At 61.2% G+C, this 14,191-nt stretch carries 11 protein-coding genes; 6 read left to right on the top strand and 5 right to left on the bottom strand.

The genetic code is table 11. The features are described from left to right. Window positions 1–19: 19 nt before the first annotated feature. The 4 genes from HMPREF2919_RS03345 to HMPREF2919_RS03330 all read right to left on the bottom strand — a co-directional run bounded on the left by HMPREF2919_RS03345 (window position 20) and on the right by HMPREF2919_RS03330 (window position 4,628). Window positions 20–1,327 (bottom strand): uroporphyrinogen decarboxylase/cobalamine-independent methonine synthase family protein, encoded by a 1,308-nt coding sequence (locus tag HMPREF2919_RS03345; protein WP_070666228.1) that lies wholly within the window; start codon window positions 1,325–1,327, stop codon window positions 20–22. Between the two features lie 150 nt (window positions 1,328–1,477). Beyond that, a complete protein-coding gene (locus HMPREF2919_RS03340; RefSeq protein ID WP_044150288.1) occupies window positions 1,478–1,867 on the bottom strand; it encodes a chorismate mutase in 390 nt (129 codons plus the stop codon). 101 nt (window positions 1,868–1,968) lie between these two features. Next, on the bottom strand, window positions 1,969–3,192 hold the full coding sequence (gene mnmA, locus HMPREF2919_RS03335) for a tRNA 2-thiouridine(34) synthase MnmA (protein WP_070666226.1): 1,224 nt from the start codon (window positions 3,190–3,192) through the stop codon (window positions 1,969–1,971). A 188-nt stretch (window positions 3,193–3,380) separates the two neighbouring features. After that, the gene (locus HMPREF2919_RS03330) at window positions 3,381–4,628 is read right to left on the bottom strand and encodes a cysteine desulfurase family protein (RefSeq protein ID WP_049349464.1); all 1,248 of its coding nucleotides are present in this window, start codon (window positions 4,626–4,628) and stop codon (window positions 3,381–3,383) included. 178 nt (window positions 4,629–4,806) lie between these two features. Between HMPREF2919_RS03330 and HMPREF2919_RS03325 the strand changes: the two genes are divergently transcribed. Beyond that, window positions 4,807–5,274: a tRNA (cytidine(34)-2'-O)-methyltransferase gene (locus tag HMPREF2919_RS03325; protein ID WP_070507585.1), complete on the top strand. Its 468-nt coding sequence runs from the start codon at window positions 4,807–4,809 to the stop codon at window positions 5,272–5,274. Window position 5,275: 1 nt separating this feature from the next. Then, window positions 5,276–5,923 carry a uracil-DNA glycosylase family protein gene (locus tag HMPREF2919_RS03320; RefSeq protein ID WP_070666223.1) on the top strand — a complete coding sequence of 216 codons (648 nt, stop codon included), beginning with the start codon at window positions 5,276–5,278 and terminating at the stop codon, window positions 5,921–5,923. A gap of 195 nt (window positions 5,924–6,118) precedes the next feature. Here HMPREF2919_RS03320 and HMPREF2919_RS03315 read toward each other — a convergent pair whose 3' ends face one another. Beyond that, a complete protein-coding gene (locus HMPREF2919_RS03315; RefSeq protein ID WP_070666220.1) occupies window positions 6,119–7,447 on the bottom strand; it encodes a S1C family serine protease in 1,329 nt (442 codons plus the stop codon). 374 nt (window positions 7,448–7,821) lie between these two features. On the opposite strand from HMPREF2919_RS03315, the gene HMPREF2919_RS09175 reads away from it, so the two are divergent. The 4 genes from HMPREF2919_RS09175 (at window position 7,822) to HMPREF2919_RS03300 (ending at window position 14,141) form a co-directional block, all read left to right on the top strand. Beyond that, window positions 7,822–7,989 carry a hypothetical protein gene (locus HMPREF2919_RS09175; protein ID WP_168160863.1) on the top strand — a complete coding sequence of 56 codons (168 nt, stop codon included), beginning with the start codon at window positions 7,822–7,824 and terminating at the stop codon, window positions 7,987–7,989. Between the two features lie 310 nt (window positions 7,990–8,299). Beyond that, window positions 8,300–10,789, top strand: coding sequence for an atrophin-1 family protein (locus tag HMPREF2919_RS03310; RefSeq protein ID WP_070666217.1), 2,490 nt, complete (start codon window positions 8,300–8,302; stop codon window positions 10,787–10,789). A 253-nt stretch (window positions 10,790–11,042) separates the two neighbouring features. Further along, window positions 11,043–13,112, top strand: a complete 2,070-nt coding sequence (locus HMPREF2919_RS03305) for a TPM domain-containing protein (RefSeq protein WP_070666216.1) — start codon at window positions 11,043–11,045, stop codon at window positions 13,110–13,112. Between the two features lie 264 nt (window positions 13,113–13,376). After that, window positions 13,377–14,141 (top strand): PspA/IM30 family protein, encoded by a 765-nt coding sequence (locus HMPREF2919_RS03300; RefSeq protein ID WP_049342210.1) that lies wholly within the window; start codon window positions 13,377–13,379, stop codon window positions 14,139–14,141. The last annotated feature ends 50 nt before the right edge of the window (window positions 14,142–14,191 follow it).

The raw sequence follows: 14,191 nt of genomic DNA, 5'->3' as shown, positions 1-14,191 counted from the left end.
AAAAAAGCTGATTCTCTAATCATACCGCGCACTCAGCCAATGCACGGGCACACTCTGTCACCCGCGCCAGCGAAGCCGTGGCATCCAGCATACTTACCGCGGCTGAAGTCATCCCAGCAGGCACGGAACCGCTCTGAATACGCTCATCAGGCATCAAACCCACCGCACTCAACTGCGTCGGCTCAAGACCAACCTCACGCCACAGGCTGTACAGGCGGCGCACCTGATCAGGAACCCGTGCAGAAGTCACCACCGGCAGCCACAGCTGGGTCTGCGCATCCAGAAGCTGCGCGACGGGCTCCCAGGAACGAGGGTCGCTCAGCGGCGGAACCTGCAGCGTGCCGGGCCCTTTGAGGCGGGCGCGATCAGGATGCAACAGCAAAGCGCAGGGAGCGCCGTCCTCAACACGCATCGCCTTCACAAGAGCCAACGCGTCAAGGGCGGGGCGGGACTGGCTCAGCAGCTTCAGCTCCTGCACAGGCTTGAGCGCGGTGCCATCCACGTCCAGGATGAGCTGCAGATTCAGCTCGGCGAAACGCTCCGAGATACGGCGGTACACCTGCTGATAGTAGTGAGGTTGCAATGCCGGCAGGGAGCGGAAGCCACTCACCGTAGGGATGGCCCCCTCCAGCAGACGCTGAAATTCGGATTCATCCAGCTGCACGGCAATCAGCGCCCGCGGAGCTTGCAGAGCCTCGCGCAGAGAACCCATCCAGCGTTCCAGGCCTTCCAGGAACGACTCCAGCAGGTCACGGCTCGCCCCTGCATCGCTAATGGCACGCTCGCCACCGGGCAGGTAGATACTGGCGGCAAGAGTCAGCGGACCGACCAGCTGAATCTTATACACCGCAGCGGAACCCTCAACATTGGAAGTGAACCTCTTCTTCTGCGCGCCCACACGGTCAGCTAGAAGGTTGATATCGGAGAGCAGACGGTCCTTCGCCAAGGCAGACTCGCGCGCTCCCCTGCCGCCGCTATGCACCATGCGCCAGCCAAACGAGACACCGTCAAAGGCAAGTCCCTCGCACACCGCCAGGGTGCGTGCCAGCGGGGTAGCCCGCCAGCCCAACGCCGGCAGATGCGGCAGGAACGGCAAGTGCGGTGCGCCCAGCTCGCCTTCTACACGGGACATCGCCTCAGCCAAATCATCGCCGGGAAAATCACCCCGACCGCTAGCGCGCACCAGCGGACGCTCAGTAGCGAGCGCAGCAAGGTCCTGCTCGGTCAGTTCGTCGCCTTCGGGGGCGCGGTACTCACCGGGCAGTAGCAGGCGCTCCGGCACCGGCTCGGTGCGGGCATTCTGGCGGGAGGAAGATTGAGGGGGCATAAACGAGTGAGGTTAAGACAGGTTAGGGAAAAGTGCGGGCGGGTCGATGCTCTGCCGCTGGACGCTCAGCACGATGGATGCTCAGCAGGGATGAGAGCGGGGCTTTTCGGAGAGGCTGAGATCTCGAAGAGGGTGAAATCTTAGAAAGTCTTAGCTTTCAGACTTTTCAGTCTCTTCGTCCTGGTCAGCGTGCTCGTTCGCGATGCGCACGTGGTGGCGAATCACCTCAGAGATGATGAAGTTCAGGAACTTCTCCGCGAATTCCGGGTCCAGGCTGGATTCCTTCGCCATGGCACGCAGGCGAGCAATCTGTGCCTCTTCACGGCCGGGGTCGCCGGCGGGCAGGTTGTGCTCAGCCTTCAGGACGCCCACGCGCTTGGTTGCCTGAAAACGCTCCGCGAGGATGTGCACCAACGCTGCATCGAAGTTGTCGATGGAGCGGCGCATGGCGAAGAGCTCCTCGTAAACCTCCGGCGCGACTTCATCGCCCATGGAGGTGGCGTGGGGGTCAAATTCGCAGGAAGTGTGTTCGGCAGTCATCGGTCTCTCCTCAGTCCGGTTGTGGTCTTCTGTGCGTTGCGCTCGAGCAGGCTGTTGCGGCAACAGCTGCGAATAGCGGGGTACGCGGCTATTCTGTGCGGCTAGTCGGCGCTGGTGGAGGCGCCAGCAGACAGGGTTTCTTGAATGTCTTCGCGGTCCAGCGAGTAGGCGCGGGCGATGGTGGACTGGCCCAGTACGCGAGTGCCTTGGTAGAGCACCATGGTCTGTCCCGGTGCCACGCCGGAGAGCGGGTCCAGTAGGCGCACTACGGTTTCCAGGCGCAGCGTGCCTTCTTCTTCAGCTTCGGGGTCGGGTGCCCAGGTCATGTACGCCTTGGCGCGGACCGGGTCAGCGTGCGCGCGCACCTGTGCGGTCACCTCGAACTCTTCGCTGCGGGCGCCCAGCTGTGCGGGCTGTTCCAGGAAGCGTGCCGCCTGTTCTACGGGTACGCCCGCCCAGGTGGCGCGGATACCGCGGATTTCGTGCACGGCAAGCAGCTCGCGGGAGCCGACGATAACTTCGTTTTCCTTGGGGCGCACCTCCAGCACGAAGCGGGGCTTGCCGTCGGCGGCGGGGCGGCCCAGTGCCAGGCCCTTGCGCTGGCCTACGGTGTATGCCTGCGCGCCGGGGTGCTCGCCGAGCACCTCGCCGTGGGTGTCTTTGATGAGGCCGGGGCGCATTGTGATGTGGTCGCCCAGCCAGGCGCGGGTATCGCCTTCGGGAATGAAGCAGATGTCGTAGGAGTCGGGCTTCTTCGCCACGGAGAAGCCGCGCTCTGCCGCCTCCGCACGTACCTGCGCCTTGGAGGGGGTGTCCGCCAGGGGGAACCAGGCGTGCTTGAGCTGTTCGTGGGTGAGCACACCGAGCACGTAGGACTGGTCCTTGGCCCAGTCGGCGGCGCGGTGCAGTTCGCGGTTGCCGTCTTCGGTGGTGATGACGCGGGCGTAGTGGCCGGTCACCACGGCGTCGAAGCCGAGTGCGAGGGCGCGTTCGAGGAGCGCGGCGAACTTGATCTTTTCGTTGCAGCGCATGCAGGGGTTGGGGGTTCGTCCGGCTTCGTATTCGGAGATGAAGTCGTCGACGACGTCTTCCTTGAAGCGTTCGGAGAAGTCCCAGACGAAGAAGGGGATGCCCAGCTGGGAGCAGACGCGGCGGGCGTCCATGGAGTCTTCGAGGGTGCAGCAGCCGCGGGAGCCGGTGCGCAGGGTGCCGGGCATGCGGGATAGGGCGAGGTGAACGCCGACTACTTCGTGTCCTGCTTCTACGGCGCGGGCTGCGGCGACTGCGGAGTCAACGCCGCCACTCATAGCTGCAAGAATTTTCACTGCCTATCCTTCTGTTGTGTTGAGCCTTTAGAAAGGTACGCCTTATTTGTGTGGGCGGATTTTTCGTTACTGTAGCTACCCATTGTACGCAGGGGCTCGGCGGGATATTGGGCAGTGCACCCTCAGCCCGCCCTCAGCGAACGCTGATATTGCAAGCTGAGGGCGGTTCGGTACCTTTTTTCTGTCTTTTAGTGCCAGCGGGAGGCGTCCGGCAGCTGCGAGGACAGCCCCGCCTTTGCTGCCTGTTCGTAGGCAGCGGGTAGTGCCGCGATGAGGCGCGCAATATCGGCTCCGGTGGTCGAGTGACCGAGGGTGAAGCGCTGGGCGCTGCGGGCGGTGTCTTCGTCCATTCCCATTGCCATGAGCACGTGGGAAGGGCGGGTCACCCCGGCGTTGCAGGCGGAGCCGGTGGAGCTGCTGATGCCCTGCATGTCCAGCAGGAAGAGCAGGGTGTCACCTTCTGCGTTTTCGAAGGTGAAGTGGGCGTTGCCGGGCAGTCGCTTCTGGCCGGGGTATTCTTCGGTGAGCGGGTTTTCGCCGCTCAGGTGCGCCTGAGGGATGAGCGCGCTAATTGCCGCAACGAGTTCGTTGCGTAGCGCGGCGATGCGGGCGGATTCTTTGTCGAGGTGCTGTACCGAGTGCACGGCGGCCTCTGCGAAACCTGCGATGGCGGGTGCGTCGATGGTGCCGGAGCGTACGGAGCGTTCCTGGCCGCCTCCGTGGAGGACGGGGGTCATCTGCACGGCACGGGTTGCAACCAGCGCGCCGATGCCCATGGGACCACCGATTTTGTGGCCGGAGATTGCGAGGGTCGCTACCCCGCTGGCGTGGAAGTCAATGGGGATTGCGCCGAATGCCTGCACCGCGTCCGAGTGCACGGGAATACCGTATTCGGCGGCGATAGCGGCGATCTCGGGGATGGGCTGTACGGTACCGACCTCATTGTTCGCCCACATGACGGTCACGAGCGCGACGTCTTCGGGGTTCTTTTCGATGAGTTCGCGGACGGTTTGCGGGTTGACGCTACCGTGCTCGTCTACGGGGATCCATTCGAGCTGCGCGCCCTCTGCCTTTTCGAGCCATTCGCAGGTTTCTTCCACGGCGTGGTGCTCGATGGAGGAGACGAGAATTCGGGTGCGCTGCGGGTCTTCTTCGCGGCGCTTCCAGTAGATGCCCTTGACCGCGAGGTTGTCCGCCTCGGTGCCGCCGGAGGTGAAAATAACTTCGGCGGGGTCGGCTCCGACGGCGCGGGCGATGCGTTCGCGGGCGTATTCGACGGTGGCGCGGGCGTCGCGGCCTACGGCGTGCAGGGAGGAGGGGTTGCCACCGTTGCGCATCTGTTCGACCATAGCGTCGATGGCGGCGGGCAGTACGTCGGTGGTGGCGGCATGGTCGAGGTAGACGCGGCCGTTCTGACGGTTGGTTTCTGCGCTCATGGTTCCTCCTGCTGGGTTGTCGGCAGTTTTTCGCCTCACTTATTTTATCGCGCTCTATCCGCACTCTTCTAGGTGTGTTCATCTGCGGCTGGGTCGGCGAGCGCTACTCCTCGGGACGCTCGGGGCTGTTCGGGGGCTGTTCCGGGCTGGTCGGGGGCTGCGCGGTACACTTAGGAACGTGTTCAAGATTCTTTTCTATACCCCTGAAATTCCGGGCAATACCGGCAATGCTATCCGTTTGGCGGCGATTACTGGCGCTGAGCTGCACCTGGTGAAGCCGCTGGGCTTTAACTTTGATGATGCGCATCTGCGCCGCGCGGGTCTGGACTACCACGACCTGGCGGTGGTGACGGTGCACGAGACCCTCGAGGATGCGTGGGAGGCACTCGCCCCGGAGCGTGTTTTTGCGTTCACGACGACCGCTTCGACGTCGTATGCGGATATTGAGTACCGTCCCGGTGATGTGTTCATGTTTGGTCCGGAGTCGGTGGGTCTGCCCGCTGAGGTTCAGCAGGACCCGCACGTGAGCGAGCGGGTGAAGATTCCGATGAAGCCGGGCCGCCGTTCGCTGAACCTGGCTAATTCTGCGTCCATTGCGATTTTTGAGGCGTGGCGCCAGAACGGTTTTGAGGGAGGCGCCATCTAGCATGGCTGCAGCACACCATAATCTGCCGGAGCATCTGGTTCAGCAGATTCTGGAGACAGCCCCTCCCCTGGCTGAACAGATTCGCCTGGATCCGCAGAATAGGGAGTTCACGGAGCAGGGTTGGGAGCCGGTCTATTCGGCGTCCCCGAAGGCACGCATCGTGGTAATTGGTCAGGCGCCCGGGCGCGCCGCGCAGGAGAGCCGTATCCCGTGGAATGACCCGAGCGGTGTGAAGTTGCGCGAGTGGATGGGCGTAACGGACGAGCAGTTCTACGACCCCGAGCTGATTTCGCTACTGCCGATGGATTTCTACTACCCCGGTAAGGGCGCGCACGGCGATAACCCGCCGCGTAAGGATTTCGCGCCGAAGTGGCATCCGCAGCTACTGGAGCTCATGCCAGATGTTCAGCTGATTCTGCTGGTGGGCGCGTACTCTCAGAAGCATTACCTGGATGGTGTGCACGCCCCGAAGGCGCAGAAGAACCTGACGGAGACGGTTCGCGCGTGGGAGTCTTACCTTCCGAAGTTCCTGCCGCTGGTGCATCCTTCGCCGCTGAATTTTAGGTGGCAGGCGAAGAACCCGTGGTTCGAGCAGGAGGTTGTCCCGGCTTTGCAGAAGCGCGTGGGCGAGGTTCTCGAGGGCGCCTGACCCACCCCCCGCTCTGCGGCACCAATGCATTTTGCTGTACTAACGCAAGAAGCTCCCACCCCAGCGTTTGGGGTAGGAGCTTCTTCGTTACGCCAGGTGGCACTCTTGCTGAGCGGTTAGTCCTGCTGAACGGTAGAGTCGGCTGAGCGGGTGTTTCTCAGCCGTGCCCTTCAGCGCTCAGAGGCAAGACGTGTTTTACTTCTGGCTGTCGGCGTCGCCCAGGGTCACGGTGATGTCCTGGGTGGAGGAGCCGCGCTTAATCTTCAGCTTCAGATCAGAGCCTGCTGCCGCGGCACGCACGGTACCGTTAAGCTCGTCGCTCTTGGTCACGGCGTGACCGTCGGCTTCAATCACGACGTCGCCGGATCGCAGGCCTGCTTTCGCGGCGGGGCTGTTAGATTCTACCGAGGCAATTTCAACGCCACCGGGGATGAGCTTGGACGAGCCCGAGCCGGTGTCCGCGGGGCTGTTCTTCACGCTCGCGCCCAGGTAGCCGTGGGTTGCCTTACCCTTGGCGATGATCTCGGAGGAGATGCGCTTGGCGTAGTTGGAGGTAATGGAGAACGCCATACCGTCGGCGGTGCCGCCATCCTGGCTTGCCTGGCCCTGCGCGTTAATGCCGACCAGTTCGCCCTTGAGGTTCACCAGCGGGCCACCGGAGTTACCGTGGTTGATGGGAGCGTCAACCTGAACCATGGGGATGTAGTTCTGGCCCTTCGCATCGGCAGGCTGCACGCGGTTTGCGTTCGAGACCACGCCGGAGGTTACCGATTCGCTACGACGATACGGCGCGCCGAGGGCAACCACTACCTCGCCGGAGACCAGCTTGGAGGAGTCACCCCAGGTGATGGGCTGCAGGTCCAGGCCGGAGGGGTTAATCTTCAGGACCGCCAGGTCAGCGGCAGAGTCCAGGCCCATCACGGTTGCGGTGCGTACGGTGCCGTCGCTCAGGCGCACCTCAATGGTGGATGCTTCTCTGGAAGATTCGAGGGTAACCACGTGGTGGTTGGTGAGGATGTGGCCTTCCTTGTCGAGGATAACGCCACTACCGCCGCCGGAGGAGGAGCCGTTCGAAGCAACGATGGTCACGGTAGAGGGCAGGACCTTCTTCGCGGTTTCTGCTACGCCTGCCACGGTGGAGGAGTTGCTGATATTGGAGCTGACGGAGCCGCGCGAGGAAGCGCTGGAGGAGCTGTTGTTCGATGCTGCGATGCCGCCTCCGACGCCCGCGCCAACGCCGCCGCCAACGAGGGCTGCGAGCAGAGCTGCGGTGAGCACAACACCGGCACCGTAACGCTTGTTGTTATCGGTGTTCTGAGGTGCAGACTGTGCCGAAGCGACCTGAGCAGCCGCCGCCTGGGGGTAGGTGTATCCGGGAGAGGCGTATGCCTGCGGGTATGCGTTCTGACCCTGCTGCTGGTTTGCGGGCTGGTAGCTTGCCTGTCCGTTCACGTTCTGCAGGGGACGGGTTGCATCCGTGACGCCGTCATTGCCGCCGTAAGACCATCCGTTGTTCTGAGTCATAAGTTCTCCTAGAGTCGCGCGTGTGCCTCACCCTGGGCGCACGCTATCTTTCTACTGTAGAGGGTGTTTTATGGCGTTCTATATTTTTTTGCTGTTGGTTATCGGGGAGTTCCCTGGGAATTTTCCTCACACCCTTTCATCGGCAGCTGATTCGCGGGTCTGAGATACCCGGAGATTTGCCCGACGGCTAGTTTGTTTTGGGGCTTTGTTCGCTACTCGCTCTCATGTTTCTCTTTTAAAGCGCCCAGTTTTTCTCCACGGTTTACACAGCATGATGCTTCTTGGTACACAGCTTGAACACAGGGTCAGTCCGTAATGTTGAAGGCACATAGAGCCGAGAACAAAGGCAAAGGACAAAGGTAAAGGAGAAACCCATGATGATCGGCACCCTGATTTTCTGTGCGATCTTGGCAAGCTCCATCGGTATTGGTGCGGGTATTGTGGCGTGTTGCTCGGGAATGGTGTACCGCCGTCATCGTGCGGAAAAGGCCTCCGAGCTGGCTCAGCAGATGGCTACCCACGCACTGACTGCCGGTAGGTAGCGTAGAGAGTTTGATAGTTTTCCGGGGCGGGAGATGAGAGCCCTGCACCGGGAGGGGCGAGAATCCCCAGTATGTCCCGAAGGGTCGGTGTGAGGACCGGCCCGGGTGTGATAATGAGTTGAGTGATGATTGATGCGGCGTGAGCCCCTACATGAGGGCGCACGCCGCATCGTCCTTTAACTGTGAGGCGGATGCGGGGCACAGGAAGCACTGTCGGAGAGTACCCGGCACCCCGGCTACTTCCCTTTTAGTATGCGGTAAGGCAACGGCGTTGCGAGCACCCGGGATTTAGCTGGGTTATGGTGAAGTCATGAGGATTATTTCTGCTGTTTTCGCTCTTGTTGGCGCGCTGTCGGTCATGCCTGCGGCGGTGGCGTCTTCTTTGGATGGCGCAACACGCCTGTACGCGCTACTTTTGTTTGTACTCATCTGCGCGGTAGTAGCGTTGTTTGCGTCGTTGAGCCCGTCGCGCCGTCGTGCGCGTGAGATTAGGCGGCAGGTATTGCAACAGCAGCAGCAACAGCAGAACCAGGCGATGAATCAGCAGGTTCCCCCTCACCAGGCACCCAATCAGCAAGTACAGGGCGCGGTGAGCTACCCGATGCACTACCAGCCGAAGCCGGCACAGCCCGGCAGTAGCGCTCAGCAGTCGGTGCAGGATCCTGTTCAGAACCAGGTACCGAACCCCGCGCAGGCCCCGGTATCTGCAGCGCCCCAGGCGCAGTCCCCGCTCCCCCAGCAGGATCAGGCTGTCGAAGCTCAACAGGCTCAGGCACAGCAGGCTCAGGCACCCTCGCCTCACCCTGCCTCACCTCAGCCTCCTCAGCCGGTGGCTGCACCTTCGCCGTTGGAGCCGATGCAGGCCGGTGGTATCTCCGGTTCTTCGGCGCAGAACCATTCAGCAGAAAGCCAATCAGCAGAAAGCCAGGAGCAGCAGAGCATGTCCCAGAACACCCCGGCGCAGCCTGAAGAGCGCCCGCAGCAGGAGGCCGCCCAGCAGGCTCCCAAGAGTAACCCGGCACAGAGTAACCCGGCGCCCTCCGACCATTTCTCTTTGAGCACCAACTTCAAGCTCATTCCCCCTCTAGAGAACGCGCAGCGCAGCCGCTACCCCATGGTGCTTTCTGTCAGTACATCAGAGGATGAGGTCTTTGCGCTGCCGTCGATTAGCGGTGTGCCGCAGCATCTGCTGGTCGGCACGCAGGAGAATCATGTTCCGCTGAATCAGCGTCCGCGCCTACAGCAGATTAATATTCTTGAGAACTACCTCATGCGTGCGGTCATGAACCTGCAGACGCTGGAGCGTGCGCAGGTTTCTCCGTTGCACAGTTTCAAGGAGACTGCCCAGGCTGACCGCACGGTACTTGCCGCTGAGCTGGAAGAAACCATCCGGGTATCTCGGCTGAAGCTGAGCGGGGCGCTGGAGTTTTATACGTCCCTGCCTCGTCTGGCGGATACCCCGGGCTCTTTCGCGTTTGCTCGCGATCATGCGCTCTCCCTGAGCGCCACCGTCATTAGCCTGACCGAGGAGTGCTTTGAGCGCACCTTCCGGTGGCGTCTGCTGGAGGATACCCTCCCGGACTCTTTGAGCGACCGTCTCTACGCGGTGCGTTATCTACGTGAGAGCGCGCAGAAGCTGGCGGCTTTTGTGGAGCTGAGCGATTTTGATCGCGCCATGCAGCTTGCCGAGACCTGGAAGAAGACTGTTCGTAAGGACTCGAATCTCGATGAGGTCAAGGTCTGGAATGAGATGACCGAAGTTGCCTTTGACGTTCTGCCCGAGTTGCGAGAGCGGGCGTTGAAGGGCGTTCAGTCTACGTTGGAGTTTAGCGAGCTTTTCTACCGTTCCGGCGAGGACGGTACGCACCGTATGCTCCGCCCGGAACAGCTGAGCGAGTTTGAGCTCAAGGGCGTGCAGTCCACGCTGGAAGAGCGCCTGGAGAAGGTGCGTCTTGAGCTTCAGGATGCGGAGTTCTGCGCCGCGGTCTTGAGCTTGCAGGCGCGCTCTGTCATTGAGCTTCTCCAGGAGCTTCTGCAGGTTGAGCAGGACGGCGTTCTGGCGGAGGTTGTGACCGATTTGCGAGCGCTTGCTCATGACTCGCCCGACCTTGCCGAGCAGCCTATCCAGACGTTGATGTTCAGCCGCGAACAGTACGCCCCGGATGGGGAGGATTTGCCGACCATTGGCGAGCGCATCCGTTCCCTCTCGAGTGTTCCCGAGGTTCTGGCGTTCGTTCACTACGAGGGACCGGTGCTTCTGGTGGGCGTCTCGGATCCGTATAAGGCGTTTTCCGGGGAGAGTGCCGAGGGTCTGCTTTCGGAGGAGAAAAGGTTATCTTCCATGCCGTTGTCAGTGCTGCGCACCCATTCGCGGCTTCTACGGCAGGTGCTTCGTCTGCAGAATCTACGGTTGAAGCTGGCGTGGGTGAGTAGCTGTAGCGGTTACATGCCTTTGAGCCTGGTTGATCGGTATTACGTCGGCCCTTCTGCCGGGGATGAGGATTTGAAGGAGCTGACCGAAAATATTGAGGCGCTCGCTGAGCTTCTGGATGCCCATTCTAATTCCCAGGTGTATAAGGGCCGTGGTGTGCCGACTACGCCCTTTTTGTGGTCACAGATGCGAAAGCAGGCAGAACGCAGTTCTAGGCTGCTGAATACTGTGCAGTTCTTGGGTTGGATGTTCGCCTCGTCTTCGCGGGTTCAGGTGGTGAACGGCGTGGCGCAGAGTATCCACGATGTTGATGCCGCGGAGGTAGTGGAGCACCTGATGAGCAATCTGAAGATTGCCCGTCGGCGCTAACTAACTGAATAGCCGGTGGGCCGGGGTCTGGCGTGAGGCTAGACCCCGGCTCTCCTATATTCCGGCTTTCCTGTATAAAGCCTGGGAAGACGGTAAACGGTCGGCAAACAGCGGCGCAATATTCTCGTATCTGTGCGTCTGTGTAGCTATGCCACCGCTACACTAATAATGTGACCAGCACTAAGGTGCGCGATGTTCAAGCACGCCGTGAAGTGCAGGTCCGTTCATACTTCACGACAACGGAGGAAAGACCATGACCGAGCACGCCTTTGCGCGTCAGATTCGTCCCGCACGCCCTCGCCTGCGCACTATCTTGGGCGCCACAGTGCTGGCGGCAGGTCTTTCTTGTGCCCCGGTGGTTCTGCCGGCTGGTTCTGCATTTTTGAGCACGTCTGCTCAGGCTGCTGACCCGATGCAGATTACGGGCACCACCGTGTACGATTCCACGAACTCTTTGGGTGATACCGCTACCCTGAAGTCTAAGATTTCTGCTCTGTCGAAGAAGCACAACGTGGATTTGCACGTGGTGGTCATCGATAAGTTTGAGAACCCGTCTACTTCTTCGAGCTGGACGAAGGCGCTTGCTACGAAGAACAATTGGGGTTCTGCCGATGTGGTGCTGGTGATTGCTACCGAGTCTCGCCAGGCGTATTTCTTGGCGGGTAGCACGAAGACCCTGTCGAGTGACCAGCAGACGAAGGTGTACCAGAACTACATTAAGCCGAAGCTGCAGAATAGCGACTATTCGGGTGCGGCTCTTGCCGCAGTTGAGGGTATCGAGGCTCAGAAGGGCGGTAGCTCTTCGGGTGTTGTAACCGGCGTGCTCGGTGTGGGTGCGGCGGCGACCGTGGGTGCTGGCGGTTACGCGATGTACCGCCGCCGCAAGAAGAAGAACGCTCAGCAGCAGCCTCAGCGTTCCTACGGTGCACCTCGTAACTACTCCCCCATTCCGGAGGTTCCGCTGGAGGAGCTGCGCACCCGCGCCGGTAGCGCCCTGCTGCAGGCTGATACGACGATGAGCCACGCGAAGCAGGAACTGGATTTTGCGCGCGCACAGTACAGCGATCAGCAGGTTGCTGAGTTCGCTCAGGAGATTGCGCGTGCTGAGGATCTGATGCGTAAGTCCTTCCAGCGTCAGCAGCTTCTGACCGACAGCATTCCCGATACCGAAGCAGAGCAGCGTGCCTGGTTGACTGAGATTATTGATAACTCTCAGGAAGTCACCCGTATTGCTCAGGAGCAGGACGCTAAGCTGGCTCAGCTGCGCAACCTGGAGCAGGAGGCGCCTCAGGCTATTGAGGCTCTGGCTCAGCGTCTGCCGCAGCTGCGCGCCTCGGTGGAGGAGATTGCCGCCCAGTACCGCGCGTTGAAGGAACGTTACCTGCCCAGCGCGCTGGAGCCCATTTCGAAGACCCCCACCCTGTTGGACTCGAACATGGTGCTGTGCGCTGCGGAGCTTGAGAAGGCTCAGGCGACCGTTGCTACCGCCCGTTCGGAGGCGGTTGCTCACCTGCGTACCGCTGAGGAAGCCGCCTCGCAGATTCAGGCGCTGGGCGCTGCGGTCAATACCCGCGCGCAGGAGCTGGAGCAGGCTCAGCTGGGTCTGAGCACCGACCTGCTGAGCATTCAGCGTGACGTGGCGGAGGCTAAGAGCCTCGCGGCGTCTCAGCGTCGCGATGATTTGGGTGCGGTCGCTGCCGGTATGGAGGCGGTGCTCAACCAGGTCAATCAGAGCGCTTCGGCTCGTCCGAATGACCCGCTGACTCTGGCGAACCAGCTGCGTCAGCTTTCCGCCGAGCTGGATAAGGCAATGACCAATATGCGTGCTACCCGCGAGCGTTCTCGTGCGGCTTCGCAGAACCTGGATCGTACGATGCGTTCTGCCTACGCTGCGGTGAACGGTGCGCGTAGCTACATCAATAACCGCCGTGCTGCGGTGGGTCCGATGACGCTGACGGCTGTTTCTGAGGCGGAGCGTCACCTGGGTCAGGCTCAGCGCCTGGCCCCTTCGGATCCGCTGAACGCTATGAAGGAAGCCAACATGGCGATCCAGAAGGCGACCGATGCGCAGAACCGCGCTCAGAGCGAGGTCGGCAACTACTACAACAACCAGAACGACCGCGGCGGTAGCGGCTTCGGTGGAGACCTGGCGAAGGGCCTGCTGCTGGGCGCTCTGATGACCGCTATTAACTCCGGCACCAGTAGCTGGGGTAGCAGCGGCGGCCACAGCAGTGGCGGTAGTAGCGGCGGTAGCTGGGGCGGCGGCTTCAGCGGCGGTGGCGGCGATTGGGGTAGCGGCGGCGGTGACGGCGGCAGCTTCTAACCGCCTCCACGCTACAAATCCTGCCGGTCGGTTTCTGTAGGTTTTTCTACAGTCTGACCGGCGGGGTGCATAGCTTACCTCACCGCTTTCTTCCCCAGTCGGAAAACACCTGAGGTAATTTACCAAAAGTTTAGGTTGCAGAAATCAGGCGTGCATCATTTTCACAGCATGCACCCAGAAATCTGCCACATAATTAGTTATACGGGCACGGCTCACGAGGAGCGTAGTGCTCCCCCGCAGCCCGTGAACAGAAAGTAGGAGATTATGGCTAAGCAGACCATCTTCGGCCGTATTGCACAGCTCACTAAGGCAAACATCAACGCTCTGATTGATGCAGCTGAGGACCCGGAGAAGATGCTGGACCAGATGGTTCGTGACTACACCAACAACATCCGCGAGGCGGAGGCTGCAGTAGCACAGACCATCGGCAACCTGCGTCTGCTCGAGAAGGACCACGCTGAGGACGTCAAGGCCGCTCAGGAGTGGGGCACCAAGGCTCTGGCAGCTTCTAACAAGGCTGATGAGTTCCGCGCAGCTGGCGACGTTGCCAACGCTGACAAGTTCGATAACCTCGCGAAGATTGCTCTGAACAAGCAGCTGCTGGCTGAGAAGGCTGCACAGGCTGTTGAGCCTCAGCTGGCTTCCCAGACTCAGGTTGTCAACCAGCTCAAGGACGGCCTGGAGAAGATGCGCTCCAAGCTTGAAGAGGTCAAGTACAAGCGCGATGAGCTGACCGCACGTCAGAAGACTGCAGCAGCTCAGACCCAGGTGAACGACGCTCTGAAGGCGTTCGACGTTCTGGACCCGACCAGCGAGATGAGCCGCTTCGAAGAGAAGGTTCGCCGCGAAGAGGCACGCGTCATCGGTCAGCAGGAGCTGGCAGCTTCCTCCCTGGACGCACAGTTCAACACCCTGGACCAGATGGAGCGCGAGACCGAGCTGGACGCTCGCCTGGCCGCTCTGAAGGCAAAGAACGCTCCGGCAGCTCCGGCTCCCCTGGCTGTGGAAGCTCCCACCCAGACTCTCTAAGCCTGGGACTCTCTAAGCCCGGTCTAGCGCATAGCTTCTTGAGCTAAACC

This window comes from Rothia sp. HMSC068E02, assembly GCF_001813565.1.
Classification (GTDB): Bacteria; Actinomycetota; Actinomycetes; order Actinomycetales; family Micrococcaceae; genus Rothia.
Note: the sequence above shows the minus strand (reverse complement) of the source record. Positions and strands in the feature narration are given on the sequence as shown.